At 45.5% G+C, this 16,905-nt stretch carries 5 protein-coding genes; all 5 read left to right on the top strand.

What is annotated here, in order from left to right; genetic code table 11:
• Nucleotides 1-165 precede the first annotated feature (165 nt).
• The gene (locus QUA16_RS15410) at nt 166-1,026 is read left to right on the top strand and encodes a sugar kinase (protein ID WP_333107673.1); all 861 of its coding nucleotides are present in this window, start codon (nt 166-168) and stop codon (nt 1,024-1,026) included.
• Between the two features lie 229 nt (nt 1,027-1,255).
• Nucleotides 1,256-2,380: a cupin-like domain-containing protein gene (locus QUA16_RS15405; protein WP_333107672.1), complete on the top strand. Its 1,125-nt coding sequence runs from the start codon at nt 1,256-1,258 to the stop codon at nt 2,378-2,380.
• 388 nt (nt 2,381-2,768) lie between these two features.
• Nucleotides 2,769-3,647, top strand: coding sequence for an inositol monophosphatase family protein (locus tag QUA16_RS15400; protein WP_333107671.1), 879 nt, complete (start codon nt 2,769-2,771; stop codon nt 3,645-3,647).
• Nucleotides 3,648-4,046: 399 nt separating this feature from the next.
• Entirely contained in the window at nt 4,047-12,218 is an 8,172-nt protein-coding gene (locus QUA16_RS15395; protein WP_333107670.1) for a DUF4347 domain-containing protein, read from the top strand.
• 502 nt (nt 12,219-12,720) lie between these two features.
• Nucleotides 12,721-16,905 (top strand): DUF4347 domain-containing protein (locus QUA16_RS15390; RefSeq protein WP_333181210.1); only part of this gene is annotated, 4,185 nt, incomplete at its 3' end.

Raw genomic sequence — 16,905 nt, 5'->3', positions numbered from 1 at the left:
TGCCACGCAGAGAGGACACGGGCGGGACGCCCATGCCACGCAGAGAGGACACGGGCGGGACGCCCATGCCACGCAGAGAGGACACGGGCGGGACGCCCATGCCACGCAGATGGGACACGGGCGGGACGCCCATGCCACAGGCCCATGCCACATATTTAAGAAGATATGAAAACTGGATTATTTTTGGGATTGGCGACTTTAGATTTAGTTTATTTGGCCGAGAAGCCTCCGGGTGAAAATCAGAAAGTTGTTGCTTCTGATTGTACCATTGCTGCGGGCGGGCCGGCGGCAAATGCTGCGGTCACTTTTAGCTATTTGGGGAATGCGGCGGTATGGGCTGGTGTTTTGGGTACTCACGCGATCGCCCAATTAATTCGTGCAGACTTAGCGGAGTATAATGTCAGGATAATTGATTTGGAACCGGGGCGATCGCACTCGCCGCCAGTTTCCTCGATTATTGTAACTGAAGCAACCGGCGATCGATCGGTAATTTCCATCAATGCTACGAAATCGCAAGTTGACAGTCAAACAATTAACCCGGATATTTTAACATCAGTTAATATTGTACTGCTTGACGGACATCAAATCGCAGCCAGCCAAGAAATTGCTCAACTTGCCAAGTCAAAAAACATTCCCATTGTCCTCGACGGCGGCAGTTGGAAACCCGGATTAGAAGAAATATTGCCTTTCGTTGAATGGGCGGTATGTTCCGATAATTTTCATCCACCCAACTGCGACAATTCAGAACAAGTTTTTGCTTACCTGTCCGCAGCCGGAATTTCCCATATTGCCATCACTCGCGGCGAAAAATCAATTTTATACCTCAGCAATGGCAGTTACGGCACTATAGAAATACCTCAAATTCAAGCCACAGACACTTTAGGCGCGGGCGACATCTTTCACGGCGCTTTCTGTCACTACATTTTGCAAAATAACAACTTTACACATACTCTCACCGCAGCAGCTAAAATCGCTTCCCATTCCTGCAAAAACTTCGGAACTCGCGGCTGGATGAATCAGGGTTAATTTTAATTGAAAATTAACCAAACTATCCGGGGAAAACCCCTCCCAGCTAGAAAACTTGAACTAGCAACACCTGTTAAGTTAAAATCCTAATAACAACCTTGACAAAAATTGTCAACTCCTTCCCTCTCTTCCTTCGCGCCCTTAGCGCCTTCGCGGTTCGTTAAAATTGCTATATTAGTAAAACAACCTCAAACCAAACCAAACAGTCCCAAAACAACATACCCGAATCATGTCTGACACCCAACCCCTAACTATCACCCTTCCCCCTTTGCGGATTACCCTAACAGAACAACAGCAAGTTAACCTAGAATGGCTGACACAAAACTTGCCAAATCTACTCACCCCAAGCAAACAAGAAGTCCCCGACAATATGAAACAGTGGGTGGCGGCCAACAAATTATTAAATCAACCCGACGCCGAAATCATTCAAGCCTTAATAAATACCGGCATAGATGCGGAAACAGCCACCGCAGAAGTTAGGGAAATCTCATCTCATCCCTACTTCCAAGCAGGTAGCCATTACGTGCAGTTATTGCAGAAATTAGAATCGCATCTCAGGATTAACAATCAATTAGCTGCATTGTCTTCCAAGTTTGGCACAATCGAACGCAAAAGCAGCCTTTCCAGAGAGTATTTCCTCGAAAATTACTACGCCAAAAATACTCCAGTAATTATTACCAATATCATGCACAACTGGAAAGCATTGCAGTTGTGGACGCCGGAGTATTTGCAAGAAAAATATGGCGATGCAGAGGTGCAAATTCAAGCCAACCGCAACTCAGACCCCAATTACGAAATCAAAATAGAAAATCACAAAAAAATTGTTTTGTTCCGCAAATATGTAGACATGGTGGTCAAGGGCGGGCCTAGCAACGATTACTACATGGTTGCTAACAACCAAACTCTGGAAAGAGAGGAATTTAAACCGCTATTCAACGACATTGAAATTTTCCCTGAATACCTAAATCCAACGGATACAAAAGGCAGAGTTTTCTTTTGGTTCGGGCCGAAAGGCACGATTACACCGCTGCACCACGACCCTGTTAATTTAATTTTAGCGCAAGTGTCTGGTCGCAAACTAATTAAGTTGATTTCTCCCCAACAAACACCTCTACTTTACAATCACGTCGGAGTTTTTAGCAAGGTGGATGGTGAAAATCCCGATTACGAAAAATACCCGCTTTACAGAGATGCGAAAATTATTGAAGTCATTTTGGAACCGGGAGAGGCTATCTTTATTCCTGTTGGTTGGTGGCATCATGTAAAATCATTGGAGGTTAGTATTTCGGTTTCGTTTACTAATTTTGTGTTTCCTAATTATTATGAATGGAAATATCCTCATATTAATTGGTAATTATCAAGCGGGCGAATATAATTCGCTGCTACACATACAAAGTCCGCCTACGCGGACTAAGAGAATAAAAGATGTCTCGTTCTCTCGTTCTCTCGTTACTAGGCTCTGCCTGGTAACGCATATAAGCGAGGCTCTGCCTCCGATTCTACTAATAGGAAAAGGAAGGCTCGGCTCCTGATTTTGCCAACAGGAAGAAGGAGGCAGAGCCTCCGGGTAGGCATTCCCAGGCTCTGCCTGGGAACGAGTAAACAGGAAGAAGGAGGCAGAGCCTCCGGGTAGGCATTCCCAGGCTCTGCCTGGGAACGAGTAAGGGGCGGGCACGGGGGCACCGCCCCTACAGAAGTCTGGGTTAATCGGCGTTTATCTGCAGTTCAAAAAAAATAAATTCATGAAAACTCTCGAAGAAATCAGTGGAATTGCCCGATCGATCGCCTGGAGTGCATCAGATATCCTACAATCCTATTATCGGCAGGATTCCAACACTCCTAACCTCGACATCCAAGAGAAAAAAGATGGCCCCGTCACCGCCGCCGATGTCGCTGTCAATTCTTACATCCTCGACGAATTGCAGTCGGCTTTAGGCCATACAGAATTTGGCTATCTCAGCGAAGAAACTTACAAATCTTATTTAGAAAAAAACGGTCAAATTCCCTTACCTCAAAGTTGGGTTTGGATTATTGACCCTTTGGATGGAACGCGAGATTTTATTGACAGGACAGGGGAATTTGCAGTTCACATTGCTTTAGCGTTCGAGGGAAGACCGGTATTAGCAGTTGTGGCTTGGCCCGAACAGCAAAAGATTTATTACGCAATCCGCGATGCGGGTGCTTTTATGGAAAGTCGGGACGGTTCTAAGGTCAAATTGCAGGTTTCGGCGCGAAATATAGTGGCAGATTTATCTATAGTAACTAGCCGCAGTCACCGGGGCGATCGCTTTAATCAATTGTTACAAAAACTGCCTTGTCAAAATCAAATAGCTGTCGGTAGTATCGGCTGTAAAATTGCGACTATTGTCGAACAAAAGGCTGATGTTTATATTGCGCTTTCGGGAAAGTCGGCGCCTAAAGATTGGGATTTAGCTGCACCGGAATTAATTTTGACTGAAGCGGGCGGTCAATTTACTCGTTTTGACGGTTCTACTTTGCAATATAACCGGGGAGATGTGAGTCAGTGGGGGGGATTGTTGGCGAGTAACGGTTGCTGTCACGCTGCTTTGTGCGGGCAAGCGGATGAGATTTTAGCGGGGATAGATGCGAGTTTGCGCTAGTCAAAAGTTTCGTAGGTGCGTTAGAAGAGTGTATTTTCTGCACGACTAATTGCTGACGCACCCTAAAGTATGTATCAAAATTGCTGAGTTTGAAATTTCTGTACAATTGCACTTACGTTTCACAAATATTTGTGGTAACTCAATCTAGTCTTCGTTACAGTAATAATACTTAAGTATTTTCCATATCTTTATCAAAATTTTAATTAACCAGGTATTTTTTAAGAAAAATTTACATATTTTCTGTAAAAAAACTGTTATGGTTACGACAAAAGATGAGGACTCACCGGGTTTGTACGGAGAAAGGGTGTGTCTGTATAAATAAAAATTGATAGATAGTTTCGGACGCCAGTCACGAAATAGCGGAGTTTTTGTATTTTTTTAACCCCCAGTAGGTGCAGTATGCCAAATTTAAATAATCAAGTTTCACCAAGTGCGATCGCCTTTATCGACCCTCAAGTTGAAGATTATCAAAGTTTGATGGCCGGAGTAACACCGGGTACGGAAGTAGTCGTTTTGGATGGGAATAAAGATGCGATCGACCAAATTACTGCAATTTTAGCTCTTCGTACCAATATTGACAGCATTCACATCATTTCTCACGGCAGTCCAGGCAGCTTGCAACTGGCCGACGTTCGCTTTAGTTTAGATGATATAGAGTGCGATCGGAATTCTCTACAGCAGTGGTTTTCGCCACGAACCGACTCCATCCCCAACAATCGACCTCACATTCTTTTGTATGGGTGCAACGTAGCAGCAGGCGAGACAGGTAAAACATTTATAAAACGCCTGAGTGAGTTAACCGGCGCTAGTGTTGCTGCTTCGCAAAACCTCACCGGAAGTGCAGCAAAAGGCGGCGACTGGTTCCTAGAAGTAACATCAGGGAAAATTGCCACACCTTTAGTATTTCGGCCAGAAGTGCTGGCGGCTTACAGCCACGTTCTCTCCAGCTTCAGTACGGCTACTAACTTTAGTGCGGGTTTGGCCCCGACGGCCACTCCTTTATCAATTGGTACGGGCGACTTTAACGGCGACGGTTTCTCCGACTTAGCCGTGCTCAACCTCAACTCCAGAGATATTTCCATATTGTTGGGGACGGGTACGGGCAGCTTTGGTACTGCTACTAACTTATTTAACCCCGGTAATGAGATTCCCAATTCCATTGCAGTGCGCGACTTGAATGGAGACAGCAAACTCGATTTAGCTGTAGCCAATCCTCTTAGTGGCGCTAACGGCAATTTCATTTCCATCCGGCTGGGGACAGGTACTGGCACTTTTGGCAATCCTACCAACTTCGGTCAAGGGATAAATCCTCGATCGATCGCTGCGGGCGACTTTAATGGAGATAGCAAGTTAGATTTAGCCACAGCCCCTTTGAGTGGCAACAACCTTTCAATTCTTTTGGGAGACGGTACCGGTAGCTTTAGCACTCCCGCTACCATTAATACAGGAGCATCTCTTACTATTGCCACAGCCGACTTTAACGGCGACGGCAAACTCGATTTAGTCACCTCGAACAATAGCGCCACTAACAATATTTCAGTTTTGTTAGGAGATGGTACGGGCAACTTTAGCGCCCCCGTTAACTTTAGCGCGGGGACAGGGAATCACTTTGTCGTTACAGGCGACTTTAATGGTGACAGCAAACTCGATCTTGCCGTATCGAACACGGCTTCTAACAACGTTTCAGTCTTGTTGGGGAATGGTACGGGTAATTTTGGTACTGCTACCAACTTTAGTGTCGGCTCATCTCCCGAATCTGTGGTTGCGGGGGACTTTAATGGTGACGGCAAAACCGATTTAGCCGCGTCTAACGGCGGAGATAACAATGTCTCAGTCTTGTTGGGAGATGGTACTGGCAGTTTTGGTACTGCAGTCAATTTTAGTGTAGGAACTATTCCCCGTTCGATCGCTGCGGGAGATTTTAATGCTGACGGCAAGTTGGATTTAGCTACGCCAAACTTTACTTCTAAAGACGTTTCGATTCTGTTAAATACACCCAATACAGTTAATTTTGGTACTGCAACTTACAGCGGCACAGAAGGAACAACAGACACAGTAGTTAATATTCCCGTCACCATCAGCGGCGGCACTCCTTTTGCTGATGTAACAGTACCAATTGCGATCGACCCCAGCAGCACAGCCACCCCTAATTCAGACTACACCATTTCCCCTGCCTCGATTACTTTCCCCGCCGGCACTACTACTCTCACCCAGAATGTTGCAGTTACTATCAAACCCGACAATCTCCCTGAAAACGCCGAAACCGCCATCCTCAACTTTGGCACAATCACCGGAGGCATTGCAGGTACAACCAAACAAACAACATTAACTATTGCTGCTAACGGTACTGTTTCTTATGCCGTTGCCGCTGGTACTGCCAGCATTCCCGAAGGTAATAGCGGCACAAAACCTCTGACTTTCACCGCCACTCGCAGCGGCAACACAGGCGGGGCAAGTAGCATCAATTATGCCATTACCGGCACAGCTACAAACATCAGCGATTACAACAACATCGGTGGCACTTCAGGGGCAACTACTGCTACTGGCACAATTAATTTTGCCGCCGATGAAACATCCAAAACCATTACTCTGGATGTATTAGGCGACACCCTAGTTGAACCCGACGAAACTATTGCCGTCACCCTGTCAAATCCCACCAGCCCAGGCTTAACACCGACAATTACCACTGCTACTGCTACCACAACTATTACTAATGATGACACTGCCGGTTTCACAGTTAACCCAATATCGGGATTAACTACCAGTGAAGTTGGTGGCAAGGCAGAATTTACAGTCAAACTCAACGCTCAACCTACTGCTGACGTTACCATCGGTTTGAGGAGTGACAATACAGCAGAAGGAACCGTTTCAACTAATAGCTTAACTTTCACTCCTGCTAACTACAATCAACCGCAACCAATAACAATCAGTGGTGTTGACGATTTAGTAGCTGATGGCCCTAAACCTTACAAAATTGTCACGGCTGCTGCTGTAAGTAGCGATCCTAATTACAATAACCTCGATCCTGATGATGTCACCGTCACCAACAGTGACAATGACACTGCGGGAATTACGGTGAATCCGACGGCGGGATTAACTACTGGTGAAGATGGCACAAAGGCTAACTTTACTGTGGTTTTGAATACTAAGCCAATCGCTGATGTGACTATCGGTTTGAACAGTGACAATGTTGCCGAGGGAACAGTTTCCCCGGCTAGCATAACTTTCACTCCGGCTAACTGGAATACAGCGCAACCAGTAACAGTAACAGGGGTTGACGATAGCATTGTTGACGGCGATATTGGCTACAAAATACTCACGGCTGCTGCTGTTAGTACAGATGGGAATTATAACAACCGAGATGTAGCGGATGTTAGCCTTAGCAATAAGGACGATGATACCGCTGGTATTTCTATTACTCCCACGGCAACAACTGCGACAGAAGGCGGTGTGAATGGCAGTTATGACATCGATTTAACGTCGCAGCCGAGATCCCCGGTAACTATCACTCTCACAACAGGTAATCAGATTGAAGCGATCGCCCCTATCACTTTCACTGCGGATAATTGGAATGTCGCTCAACCCGTTACTGTGAAAGCTGTTGACGATACGGTTGTGGAAGGCGCGCACAGCGGTACTATCGCTCATAGTGTGAGTAGCACTGATGCTAAGTATAACGAAATTGTGGTTCCAGGCGTGACAGTGGCGATCGCAGATAACGACACTGCACCGACACCGCCGACACCGCCGACACCGACACCAACACCAGTTATAGTCGAGCCGCCGACACCGCCGACACCGACACCAACACCAGTTATAGTCGAGCCGCCGACGCCGCCGACACCGACACCGACACCAGTTATAGTCGAGCCGCCGACACCGCCGACACCGACACCAACACCAACACCAGTTATAGTCGAGCCGCCGACACCGCCGACACCGACACCCCCTGCTATCATCAACACACAGAATAATTGGTGTGGCTTAGAAGCTGGATTGAACAAACTTGAAAACATCCTTGACGACCAGCTAAATACAATTAAACTACCCATAGTTGGTTCCCTCAAGAACATTGCCCCCAATTTTATTGACAGCTTCAAAAATAAGTTAGTCGATGCGGTTAAAAATGGGGTAAATCAAACTACCGAGCAGTTAGAAACTACTCTGGGCAATGTACTTGGAGCTGATTTCAACGTCAAAGTCGATCGCAATTCTACTCAAGATGAAAGCACTTTACTAATTACTCTGGGTAAAGCATATCAAGGCGATGCTAATTTAGCCCAAAATTTAGGGATGCCTGGATTAGGTTTGACTACGGATGGGAAAGCTAAATCGACAGCCAATTTTGATTTGGCGATCGCTGTGGGTGTTCATAAAGATTTTGGTTGCTTCATAGATACCGACAAAACCAAGCTTACAGCTAATTTTGACGCCGGAATAGATGACAACTCTAAGGGGCAAGCTAATTTAGGCGTTTTACAAATTGACCTGAATAATAATCCTCAAAAACCCACTAAAGCTGAGGCTAAACTTGCCGTCAATTTGAAGGATTTGGATAATTTGGGAGGTGGGAATGATGGATCTCGCTTAACTCTCTCAGAACTTAATGGCAACTATCAGTTGTCAGATTTGTTCGATGCTAATTTAACTGCTAACGCTAATCTCGGTCTCCAAGCTAAAACTAGCATTAACAACAATCCTGCTTTTCCTTCCTTAAGTTTCGATCTGGGCGCTAATTGGCAGGCGATTAATTATAGCAACGGTCAATTAACTGCACCGCAAAAGCCAACAGTTAACATCGATAACGCCGCTTTTAACTGGGGGCAAAGCTTACAAGGGATAGAAACGAGTTTAAATCGGCTGCAAGACAGTCTCAGTCAAAACTTACTGGAAGTCAAACTGCCAATTTTAGGGAAATTAAAAGATGTAATTCCCGGCGATTCTGGTGCTTTAAATTTCCTGAATACATTCAAGGATAGGACGATCGATGAGTTGAAGTCTATCGGCGATAGGACTCTCAGTTCGACCCTCTATTCTCTCGTCCAAGACTCCCTAGATGGCAATTTCAATTCAGAAGCGTTAGGTTCAAAACTAACTTCTCAATTTACTCAGAAGTTTTCCGAACAAATTGCCACCAACCTGCAAGCAGGATTAAGAAAATCTTTCCCCAGCCAGAGTTCTTTCTTTGGTTTGTCTTTGCCTGGTTTAAGCGGTTTCTCTTTGCCTAGTTTAAAAGTAACTGGCAAGGGAACTCCCGACGATATTAACCTGCAAATTTCCCTAGACAAAAACTATGATTTACCCGATGTTAACCTTTCTGGAGACTTGGGAATTCCCGCATTAGGCTTGGACGTAAATGGCAAAGCACAATCGAAATTTGACAGTAACTTATCTTTAGGATTTGGCATCAATAAAGACTTGGGATTTTATGTTGACACCAACAAAACCAAACTCGATGCCAGTGTAGCAGCCGGCCTAGATAGTGATTTCAATGCTACAGGTAAATTAGGATTTTTCCAAGTTGACCTGGCAAACGATGCCAAAAATCCTACCAAAGCTGAAGCAAAATTTTCCGCCAAACTGAACGATTTAGATAATTTGGGAGGTAATGATGACGGATCGCGCTTAACTTTCTCAGAACTGACAGCGGGTAATTATCAGTTGTCGGACTTATTGAATGCAAGCTTAAATAGCAACGCCAATCTCGGTTTAAAAGCTAAAACCAGCATTAACGGCAATGCAGCTATTCCCTCATTTAACTTCGATCTTGGAGTTAATTGGCCGATCGTCAATTACGCTAACGGTGAATTAACCGGGCCGCAAACTCCTACAGTAAACCTGGATAATGTCAAACTTAACTTAGGGACATTTGTCAGTAACTTCGCTAAACCAATTGTCGGCAAAATCTCGGAAGTTGTCAAGCCATTCAAACCAGTTGTTGACTTATTGAATGCTGACACTAAATTACTGTCTAAAATTCGTCTCGCCGATAAATTCGATCGAAAAGGTAAAGATGGCCAAAAAGATGGTAAAGTTACTGTACTAGAACTAGCAGAAACATTATTCAATAAAAAAGTTGATACTCGATTCTTAGATGGGGTTAAAAAAATTGACGATCTCAGTCAATTAGCCAACCAAATATCAATTGATAATAACGGAGTATTCCTCGATCTAGGTTCCTACAGGTTGAATGACTTTAATGCTAGTAATGCCAATTCTAGCACTGAAAATGCAACTCTTGTAGCTAAAACTACTCCTCAAAGCACTCAGGAACAAATCAACTCAAAAGCTGGAGATAAAGTTAAGGAGTTTCTCAACAATTTTACAGGGCTTGAAGGTCTAGACATCCCCCTATTGACTCAGCCAATTAATGCAGTTGAGCTGCTCTTAGGGAAACCGGATGTCAACCTTTTTACCTATGATATGCCAAAACTAGCGTTTAACTTCGATGTTCCGCCGAAAAAGTTTCGGATGTGGGGAGTAATAAGCGGACTGCTTAAAGGGAAATTTAGTGCTTATGCTGACTTAGGATTTGGATACGATACCTACGGATTTCAACAGTGGAAAAAAGCTGGATTCGATTCGCGATCGGCTACTAAAGTTTTGGATGGATTTTATGTGAGCGATCTCGATGGTAAGGGACGTGATGTTGATGAACTAAAACTAAAAGCTCAAATTGATGCTGGTGGTGGAGTAGATGTGTGGGCTGCTTCTGGTTATATAACAGGAGGAATTAAGGGAGAATTAGGTATTAATTTGGTAGATAAGGGAGAAAAAAACGGCACAAGCGATGGGAAAATTAGAGCCTCTGAAATCTCTGAACGCATCAACAAACCTTCTGAACTATTTAAAGTAACAGGGAAAATAGAGGCTTCCCTGGATGGTGAGGCTAGTTTGGGGTGGAAAAAATGGGAGACAAACTTTGCTACTTTTCCACTAGCCGACTTCACTCTGGGAGATAATTCTCGCAAAAAGGGAAGTGGAATTAACGGTTACATGACCGGGGCAACTATCTTCTTCGATGCCAACTTTAATGGAGTCAAAGATGACAGCGAACCGTTCTCAATTACTAACGCGGATGGCAGCTTTGAATTAGATATCTCTCTTGACGATTTCGACACAAATAACAGCGGCGACCTCGAACCGGAAGAAGGCAGAATTGTAATGATTGACGGTATCAATACCTCTACTTATTTGCCGCAGCAAACGCCCCTATTTGCCACACCAGATGCTATTGTCGTCACTCCATTAACTACTCTATTGACGGAGTTAGTCGCGCAAGGTATTGACCAAATTCAGGCGCAAATTCAAGTAAAATCTGCACTGGGACTGCCGCCAGCAATTGACTTGACTAGCTACGATCCGCTAGAAGCAATTACTCAAAACGATCCGAACGGTTTGGCGGTTTATGCAGCCCACGCTCAGGTACAAAATACCATTGTTTTAGTCACAAATTTAATTAGCGGTGCTTCCAATACTGCTAAAAATGAGATTGCCTCTAGCGTCATTTCTGCGATTGCCGATCGAATTAAATCTGGCACTCTCGACTTAAGCAATTCCACACAATTGCAAGCGATTATTGAGTCGGCAACGAGTCAACTGCAAGTACCGCAACTCTCTAGTATTGCTTCGGATGCTGCCCAAATTATTGCAGAGGGAAATCAGCGAATAAAGGCGATCGCATCCAGCAATTCCTCGCCCTCAGATGCCGCGACAGAAATCGCCCGCATCCAAAAAGTTGCACAAGGAAAAGTAGCCCAAGATTTACTGCAAGTCGCAGCCGGAAATAAGACGATTCAGTCGGCGATTTCCGAAAATACTGGTGCATCTCTAAATACCAAAATTCAGGCGGCGACAGCTAACAACCCAACAGTCCGCAATACCTTAGATACTGATGACTCCAGTACACCATCTACACCCGAAGAACCATTCCCAGAAAGCGGTATTGAATTAGTTAAAGATGGGGAAAATACTACCGAAAGCACCGATGGCGATGATACCCTCATGGGCAGCGCTAGCGATGATATATTGCGCGGTAGAAAAGGAAATGACTTGCTGTTTAGCCTTGATGGCAATGATTGGATGAATGGCAATCAGGGGAACGACTTAACAGATGGTGGAAGTGGTGACGATACTCTCTACGGCGGAAAGGGTTTTGATACCTTGACTGGTGGTGCGGGCAATGACTTCCTTTCGGGTAATCGAGGTGAAGATATCCTAATTGGTGAAAAGGGCGACGATACCCTCTACGGCGGTCAAGGCAATGATATTCTGCTAGGAGGTCAGGGTAACGATTTCCTCAGTGGCGATTTGGGCGATGATACCTTAGTAGGGGATGTAGGCAGCGATCGCTTCTTATTATCCACCAATTCCGGTACTGATACCATCGCTGATTTTGAAGTGGGTACAGACTTGTTAGTATTAGGTAACGGGTTGACTTTCTCGCAATTAGCCATTGTCCAAGATAGCGATGCAACTTTAATCCGGTTTGCACAAACAGGGGAGATTTTAGCCTCTCTTACCGGAGTTTCTGCTAACAGTATTAGTGCCGTTAATTTCGGCTTGATTTGAGAAAGATGTGGGTTCAAGCACTTATTCTCTGCGAGTTTGAAGTAAGTCCGGGCCTGCGAAGCTATCCCGTAGGGAATCGCCCGTAAAGATGGTAACGAATAAGTTTTAGGGGCGGGTTTTACGGGAAATAATTGCCTAATACCAATTATCCCGTACACCCGCCCCCACCCTTGCGAAAGTCCGCTAGGGCTTGAAATGAACGGCCCAACCGCATGGCAGATATGTATCAAAAATCCCGTTCTTAATATTTCAGTATAATGACACTTGCTATTGAAATGTTTTTGTGTTATCTCATCCACCTCGCGCTGGCTTATCCGTAATATTACTTAATAAAATCCCCCAACTTTATCAAAACTTTAAATAAAAAGGTGTTTATAAAGAAAACTTTATAGATATTCTCTAAAAAAACAGTTATGGTTACTACAACCTTCAGAAAGTGTTTCGGATGCAAGTCGCGAAACAGGGGAATTATTGTCTTTTTTTAGCTATTAGTAGGTGCAATATGCCAAATTTAAATAATCAAGTTTCTCCAAGTGCGATCGCCTTTATCGACAGTCAAGTTGAAAATTATCAAGGTTTGATTGCCGGGGTAAAACCGGGTACGGAAGTAGTCGTTTTGGATGGGAATAAAGATGCGATCGACCAAATTACTGAAATTTTAGCTCTTCGTACCAATATTGACAGCATTCACATTGTTTCTCACGGTGCTCCCGGCAGCTTGCAATTGGGTAATGGCTACTTGAGTGCAGATAATTTGTCCGCTTATTCTCAGCAATTGCGGCAGTGGCGGAGTGCTTTAAGTGTTGATGCGGACATTCTGATTTACGGTTGTAATGTCGCATCATCACCTCGCACTTACCCGAAAGTCCGCCAGGGAATGAATTCCCTGTCTCAAAGCGAAAGTCGGTTGAAACCGACTGGTAACAACCTCAATAAACAGTCCCTGAGCGAGGACTTTCGCTATGAGACGGGGGTTGAAACGAACGGCGGATCGGATGAATACGCCATAGATGATGAACAGGCGAGAGATATAGACGGTGTAGCCTTCATCCAACGGATTGCCCAACTCACAAATACAAACGTTGCAGCTTCCCAAAACCTCACGGGAAGTGTAGCCAAAGGCGGCGACTGGGAACTGGAAGTCAGAACCGGGGAAATAGAAACGCCGCTGGCATTTGAAGCCGAAGTATTAGCAGGTTACGAGTATGTTTTGAATAGTTTTGGTGCTGCAACTAATTTTCCCATAACCTATAGTCTCCGTAAAGTTGCGAGTGGGGACTTTAACAAAGACGGCAACCTTGACCTAGCCTTTGCAACCACTGGAGAGGGTCGCAACGTCTCGATCGCATTGGGAGATGGCACTGGCAAATTTGGCGCTGCCACTAATCTTAACACCAGCCCGCCGACCTATCTCGCTACCTCGTCTGTCGCTGTAGGCGACTTTAACAAAGACGGTAATTCTGACTTGGTTACGGCTAATAGTGGGCCTAACAACGTTTCTCTCCTCTTAGGAAATGGCGATGGCACTTTTGGTGCAGCCACCTACTTTGGGGTGGGGTCAAGTCCGTATACCGTCGCTGTGGGAGACTTCAACGGGGACGGCAATTCAGATTTAGCTACAGCCAATCAAACCTCTAACAACGTCTCCATCTTGCCCGGTAATGGTAATGGTACTTTTGGCGCAGCTACTAATTTGAGCGTGGGGTCAAGTCCCTATTTTGTGGTTGTCGGCGACTTTAACAAAGATGGCAAGTCAGACTTTGCGACAGCGAACGCGGGTTCTAACAACGTATCCATCCTGTTGCAGAATGCTGATGGCACTTTCGCCCCCGCCACTAACTTTACTGTTGGAAATAGCCCTAATTACATTGCTTTAGGAGACTTTAACGGAGACAATAATCCTGACTTAGCAACGAGTAACGAAGGCGGATCAAACAACGTATCAATACTGTTAGGAGATGGCACGGGAAACTTTAGTGCAGCGACCAACTTTGCCGTTGGAACACAACCCCTTGCTATTGCTAGTGGTGACTTCAATGCCGATGGAAAAGTCGATTTAGCCACAGCCAACAATTCATCGGGCAATGTCTCCGTCTTGTTTGGAAGTGGCAATGGCAGCTTTGGCACTGCCACTAATTTTGTTGTGGGAACCAATCCCCAAGGTATTGTTGTAGGCGATTTTAATAAAGATGGCTTATCCGATTTAGCTACCGCGAACTTTGGCGGTCAAAACACCTCGATTCTGCTTAATACAACCCCGGCGGTAAATTTCGGGGCTGCAACTTACAGTGGCAGTGAAGGAACCGCAGATACAGTAGTCAATATTCCCGTTACTATCAGCGCCACTCCTGACGCTGCTGTAACAGTGCCTATTGTCATCGACCCCAGCAGCACAGCCACCGAAAATTCAGACTACACCTTTTCGCCTACCTCGATTACATTCCCCGCAGGTGCAACAGGTGACGCACTCACCCAGAATGTTGCATTTACTATCAAACCCGACAACATAGTTGAAAATGCCGAAACCGCAATCTTCAACTTTGGCACAATCACCGGTGGCGTTGCCGGTACAACCAAACAAACAATACTAACTATTGCGGCTAACGGTCAACCTTCAAGCCTGAGTCCGTACCAAATAGACCTCAAAACAGGCGCAATTACCGGTGGGCCAAACCCGTTTATTTCTCTAGTAAATACCCCGACCGACTCAAACGCAGACAGTTGGTTAGAAGCCGTAGCCAAAATCAATTTTGACGGCAAGATCAAAAAAGCGAAATTTATCGTTGAATACGACAAAACTCCGTCAGGATGGACGGTAAATCTCGGCGACTCAGCGTCAAACGATGGCTATGGAGGGGATGCCAGCACTAACAGCCGCGATGCCGAGATGCAGATTGTTAACGCAAATATGAGCGTTAACGGCAATGACTACAATACACCCGCTGGCGGATTCCTTACCCCAGGAAATGTGCCTAACTTGGTCACCAACGGTTCCCCCGTCGAGTTAGAAGTCAGCAACGAACAACTTGCGTGGGATAACAAAAGCGGGCTAAAAAATAGCTTGAATTCCCCATATCTTTACGCCCTCAACGGTCAACCTGATGATGGCGGGCCAGTCAATTCCGAGATTTACGCCGGATTTAACAGGGTGATTTCTGCATATAGCGATCGCATCGGATCGGGTGCTAGCAAGGTGACAATTCTGCTTAATCCGATCGACTACGCGATTAGTGCTGGTACTGCAACCGTTACAGAAGGCAATGAAGGCAAAACTGCTGCCACTTTTACTGTTACCCGCAGCGGTTGCACTGAGTTGGCGAGCACAGTAGATTATGCGATCGCAGGTACTGCTACAAACGCCAGCGATTACAACAACATCGGCGGCACATCCGGTGCAACTGCTGCGACTGGTACGATTAATTTTGCAGCAGGCGAGACATCGAAAACCATTACTCTGGATGTTTTAGGCGACAGTGCGATCGAAGCTAATGAAACCCTTGAGGTTACGCTGTCAAATCCCTCGGTATTAGATTCTACACCGACACTTACCACTGCTACCGCTACCACAACTATCAGTAATGATGACAAAGCTGGCTTTACTATTAACCCAACAGCATTAACTACAAGTGAAGTCGGTGGCACTGCTACCTTCACTGTCACACTCAACTCTCAACCCACTGCTGATGTTGCGATCGGTTTGAGGAGTGACAATGTTGCAGAAGGAACAGTTTCAACTAATAGCTTAACTTTCACTTCGGCTAACTACAATCAACCGCAAACAATAACGGTGAGTGGTGTTGACGATTTGGTAGCTGATGGCCCTCTACCTTACAAAATTGTCACGGCTGCTGCTGTGAGTACCGATGTTAATTACAATGACCTCGATCCTGAAGATGTCACCGTCACCAACAGTGACAATGAAACTCCGGGAATTACGGTGAATCCGACGGCGGGATTAACTACTGGTGAAAATGGCACAAAGGCTAACTTTACTGTGGTTCTAAATACTCAGCCGACTGCTGATGTGACTATCGGTGTGACCAGTGACAATGTTGCCGAGGGAACTGTTTCAACTAATAGTTTAACATTCACTCCGGCTAACTGGAATACACCGCTGCCGGTGACAGTAACAGGAGTCAATGATAGCATTGTTGACGGCAATATTGACTACAAAATTGTCACGGCGGCTACTGTTAGTACAGATCCGAATTACAGCAACAAAGATGTAGCGGATGTTAGCCTCAGCAATAAAGACGATGATACCGCTGGTGTTTCTATTACTACGACGAGTACAACTGCGACAGAAGGCGGTGCCAATGGCATTTATGAGCTCAAATTAATGTCGCAGCCGATCGCCCCTGTAACTATCACTCTCACAACAGGTAATGAGATAGAGGCTATCGCCCCTGTGACTTTCACTGCGGATAATTGGAATGTCGCTAAAACCGTTACTGTGAAAGCTGTTGACGATACGATTGTGGAAGGGGCGCACAGCGCTAATATCACTCACAGTGTGAGTAGTGGTGATGCTAAGTATAATGTGGTTGTGGTTCCAGGGGTGACAGTGGCGATCGCTGATAACGATGTAGCGCCAACGCCGACACCGACGACAACGCCGACACCGACGACAACGCCGACACCGACGACAACGCCGACACCGACGACAACGCCGACACCGACGACAACG

The sequence above is a fragment of the Microcoleus sp. S13_C3 genome (assembly GCF_036700905.1).
Taxonomy (GTDB): Bacteria; Cyanobacteriota; Cyanobacteriia; order Cyanobacteriales; family Microcoleaceae; genus Microcoleus.
Note: the sequence above shows the minus strand (reverse complement) of the source record. Positions and strands in the feature narration are given on the sequence as shown.

Excerpts from the sequence above, each read along its gene's own strand:
- QUA16_RS15410 (WP_333107673.1), top strand. The coding sequence starts at position 166 with ATGAAAACTGGATTATTTTTGGGATTGGCGACTTTAGATTTAGTTTAT.
- QUA16_RS15405 (WP_333107672.1), top strand. The coding sequence starts at position 1,256 with ATGTCTGACACCCAACCCCTAACTATCACCCTTCCCCCTTTGCGGATT.
- QUA16_RS15400 (WP_333107671.1), top strand. The coding sequence starts at position 2,769 with ATGAAAACTCTCGAAGAAATCAGTGGAATTGCCCGATCGATCGCCTGG.
- QUA16_RS15395 (WP_333107670.1), top strand. The coding sequence starts at position 4,047 with ATGCCAAATTTAAATAATCAAGTTTCACCAAGTGCGATCGCCTTTATC.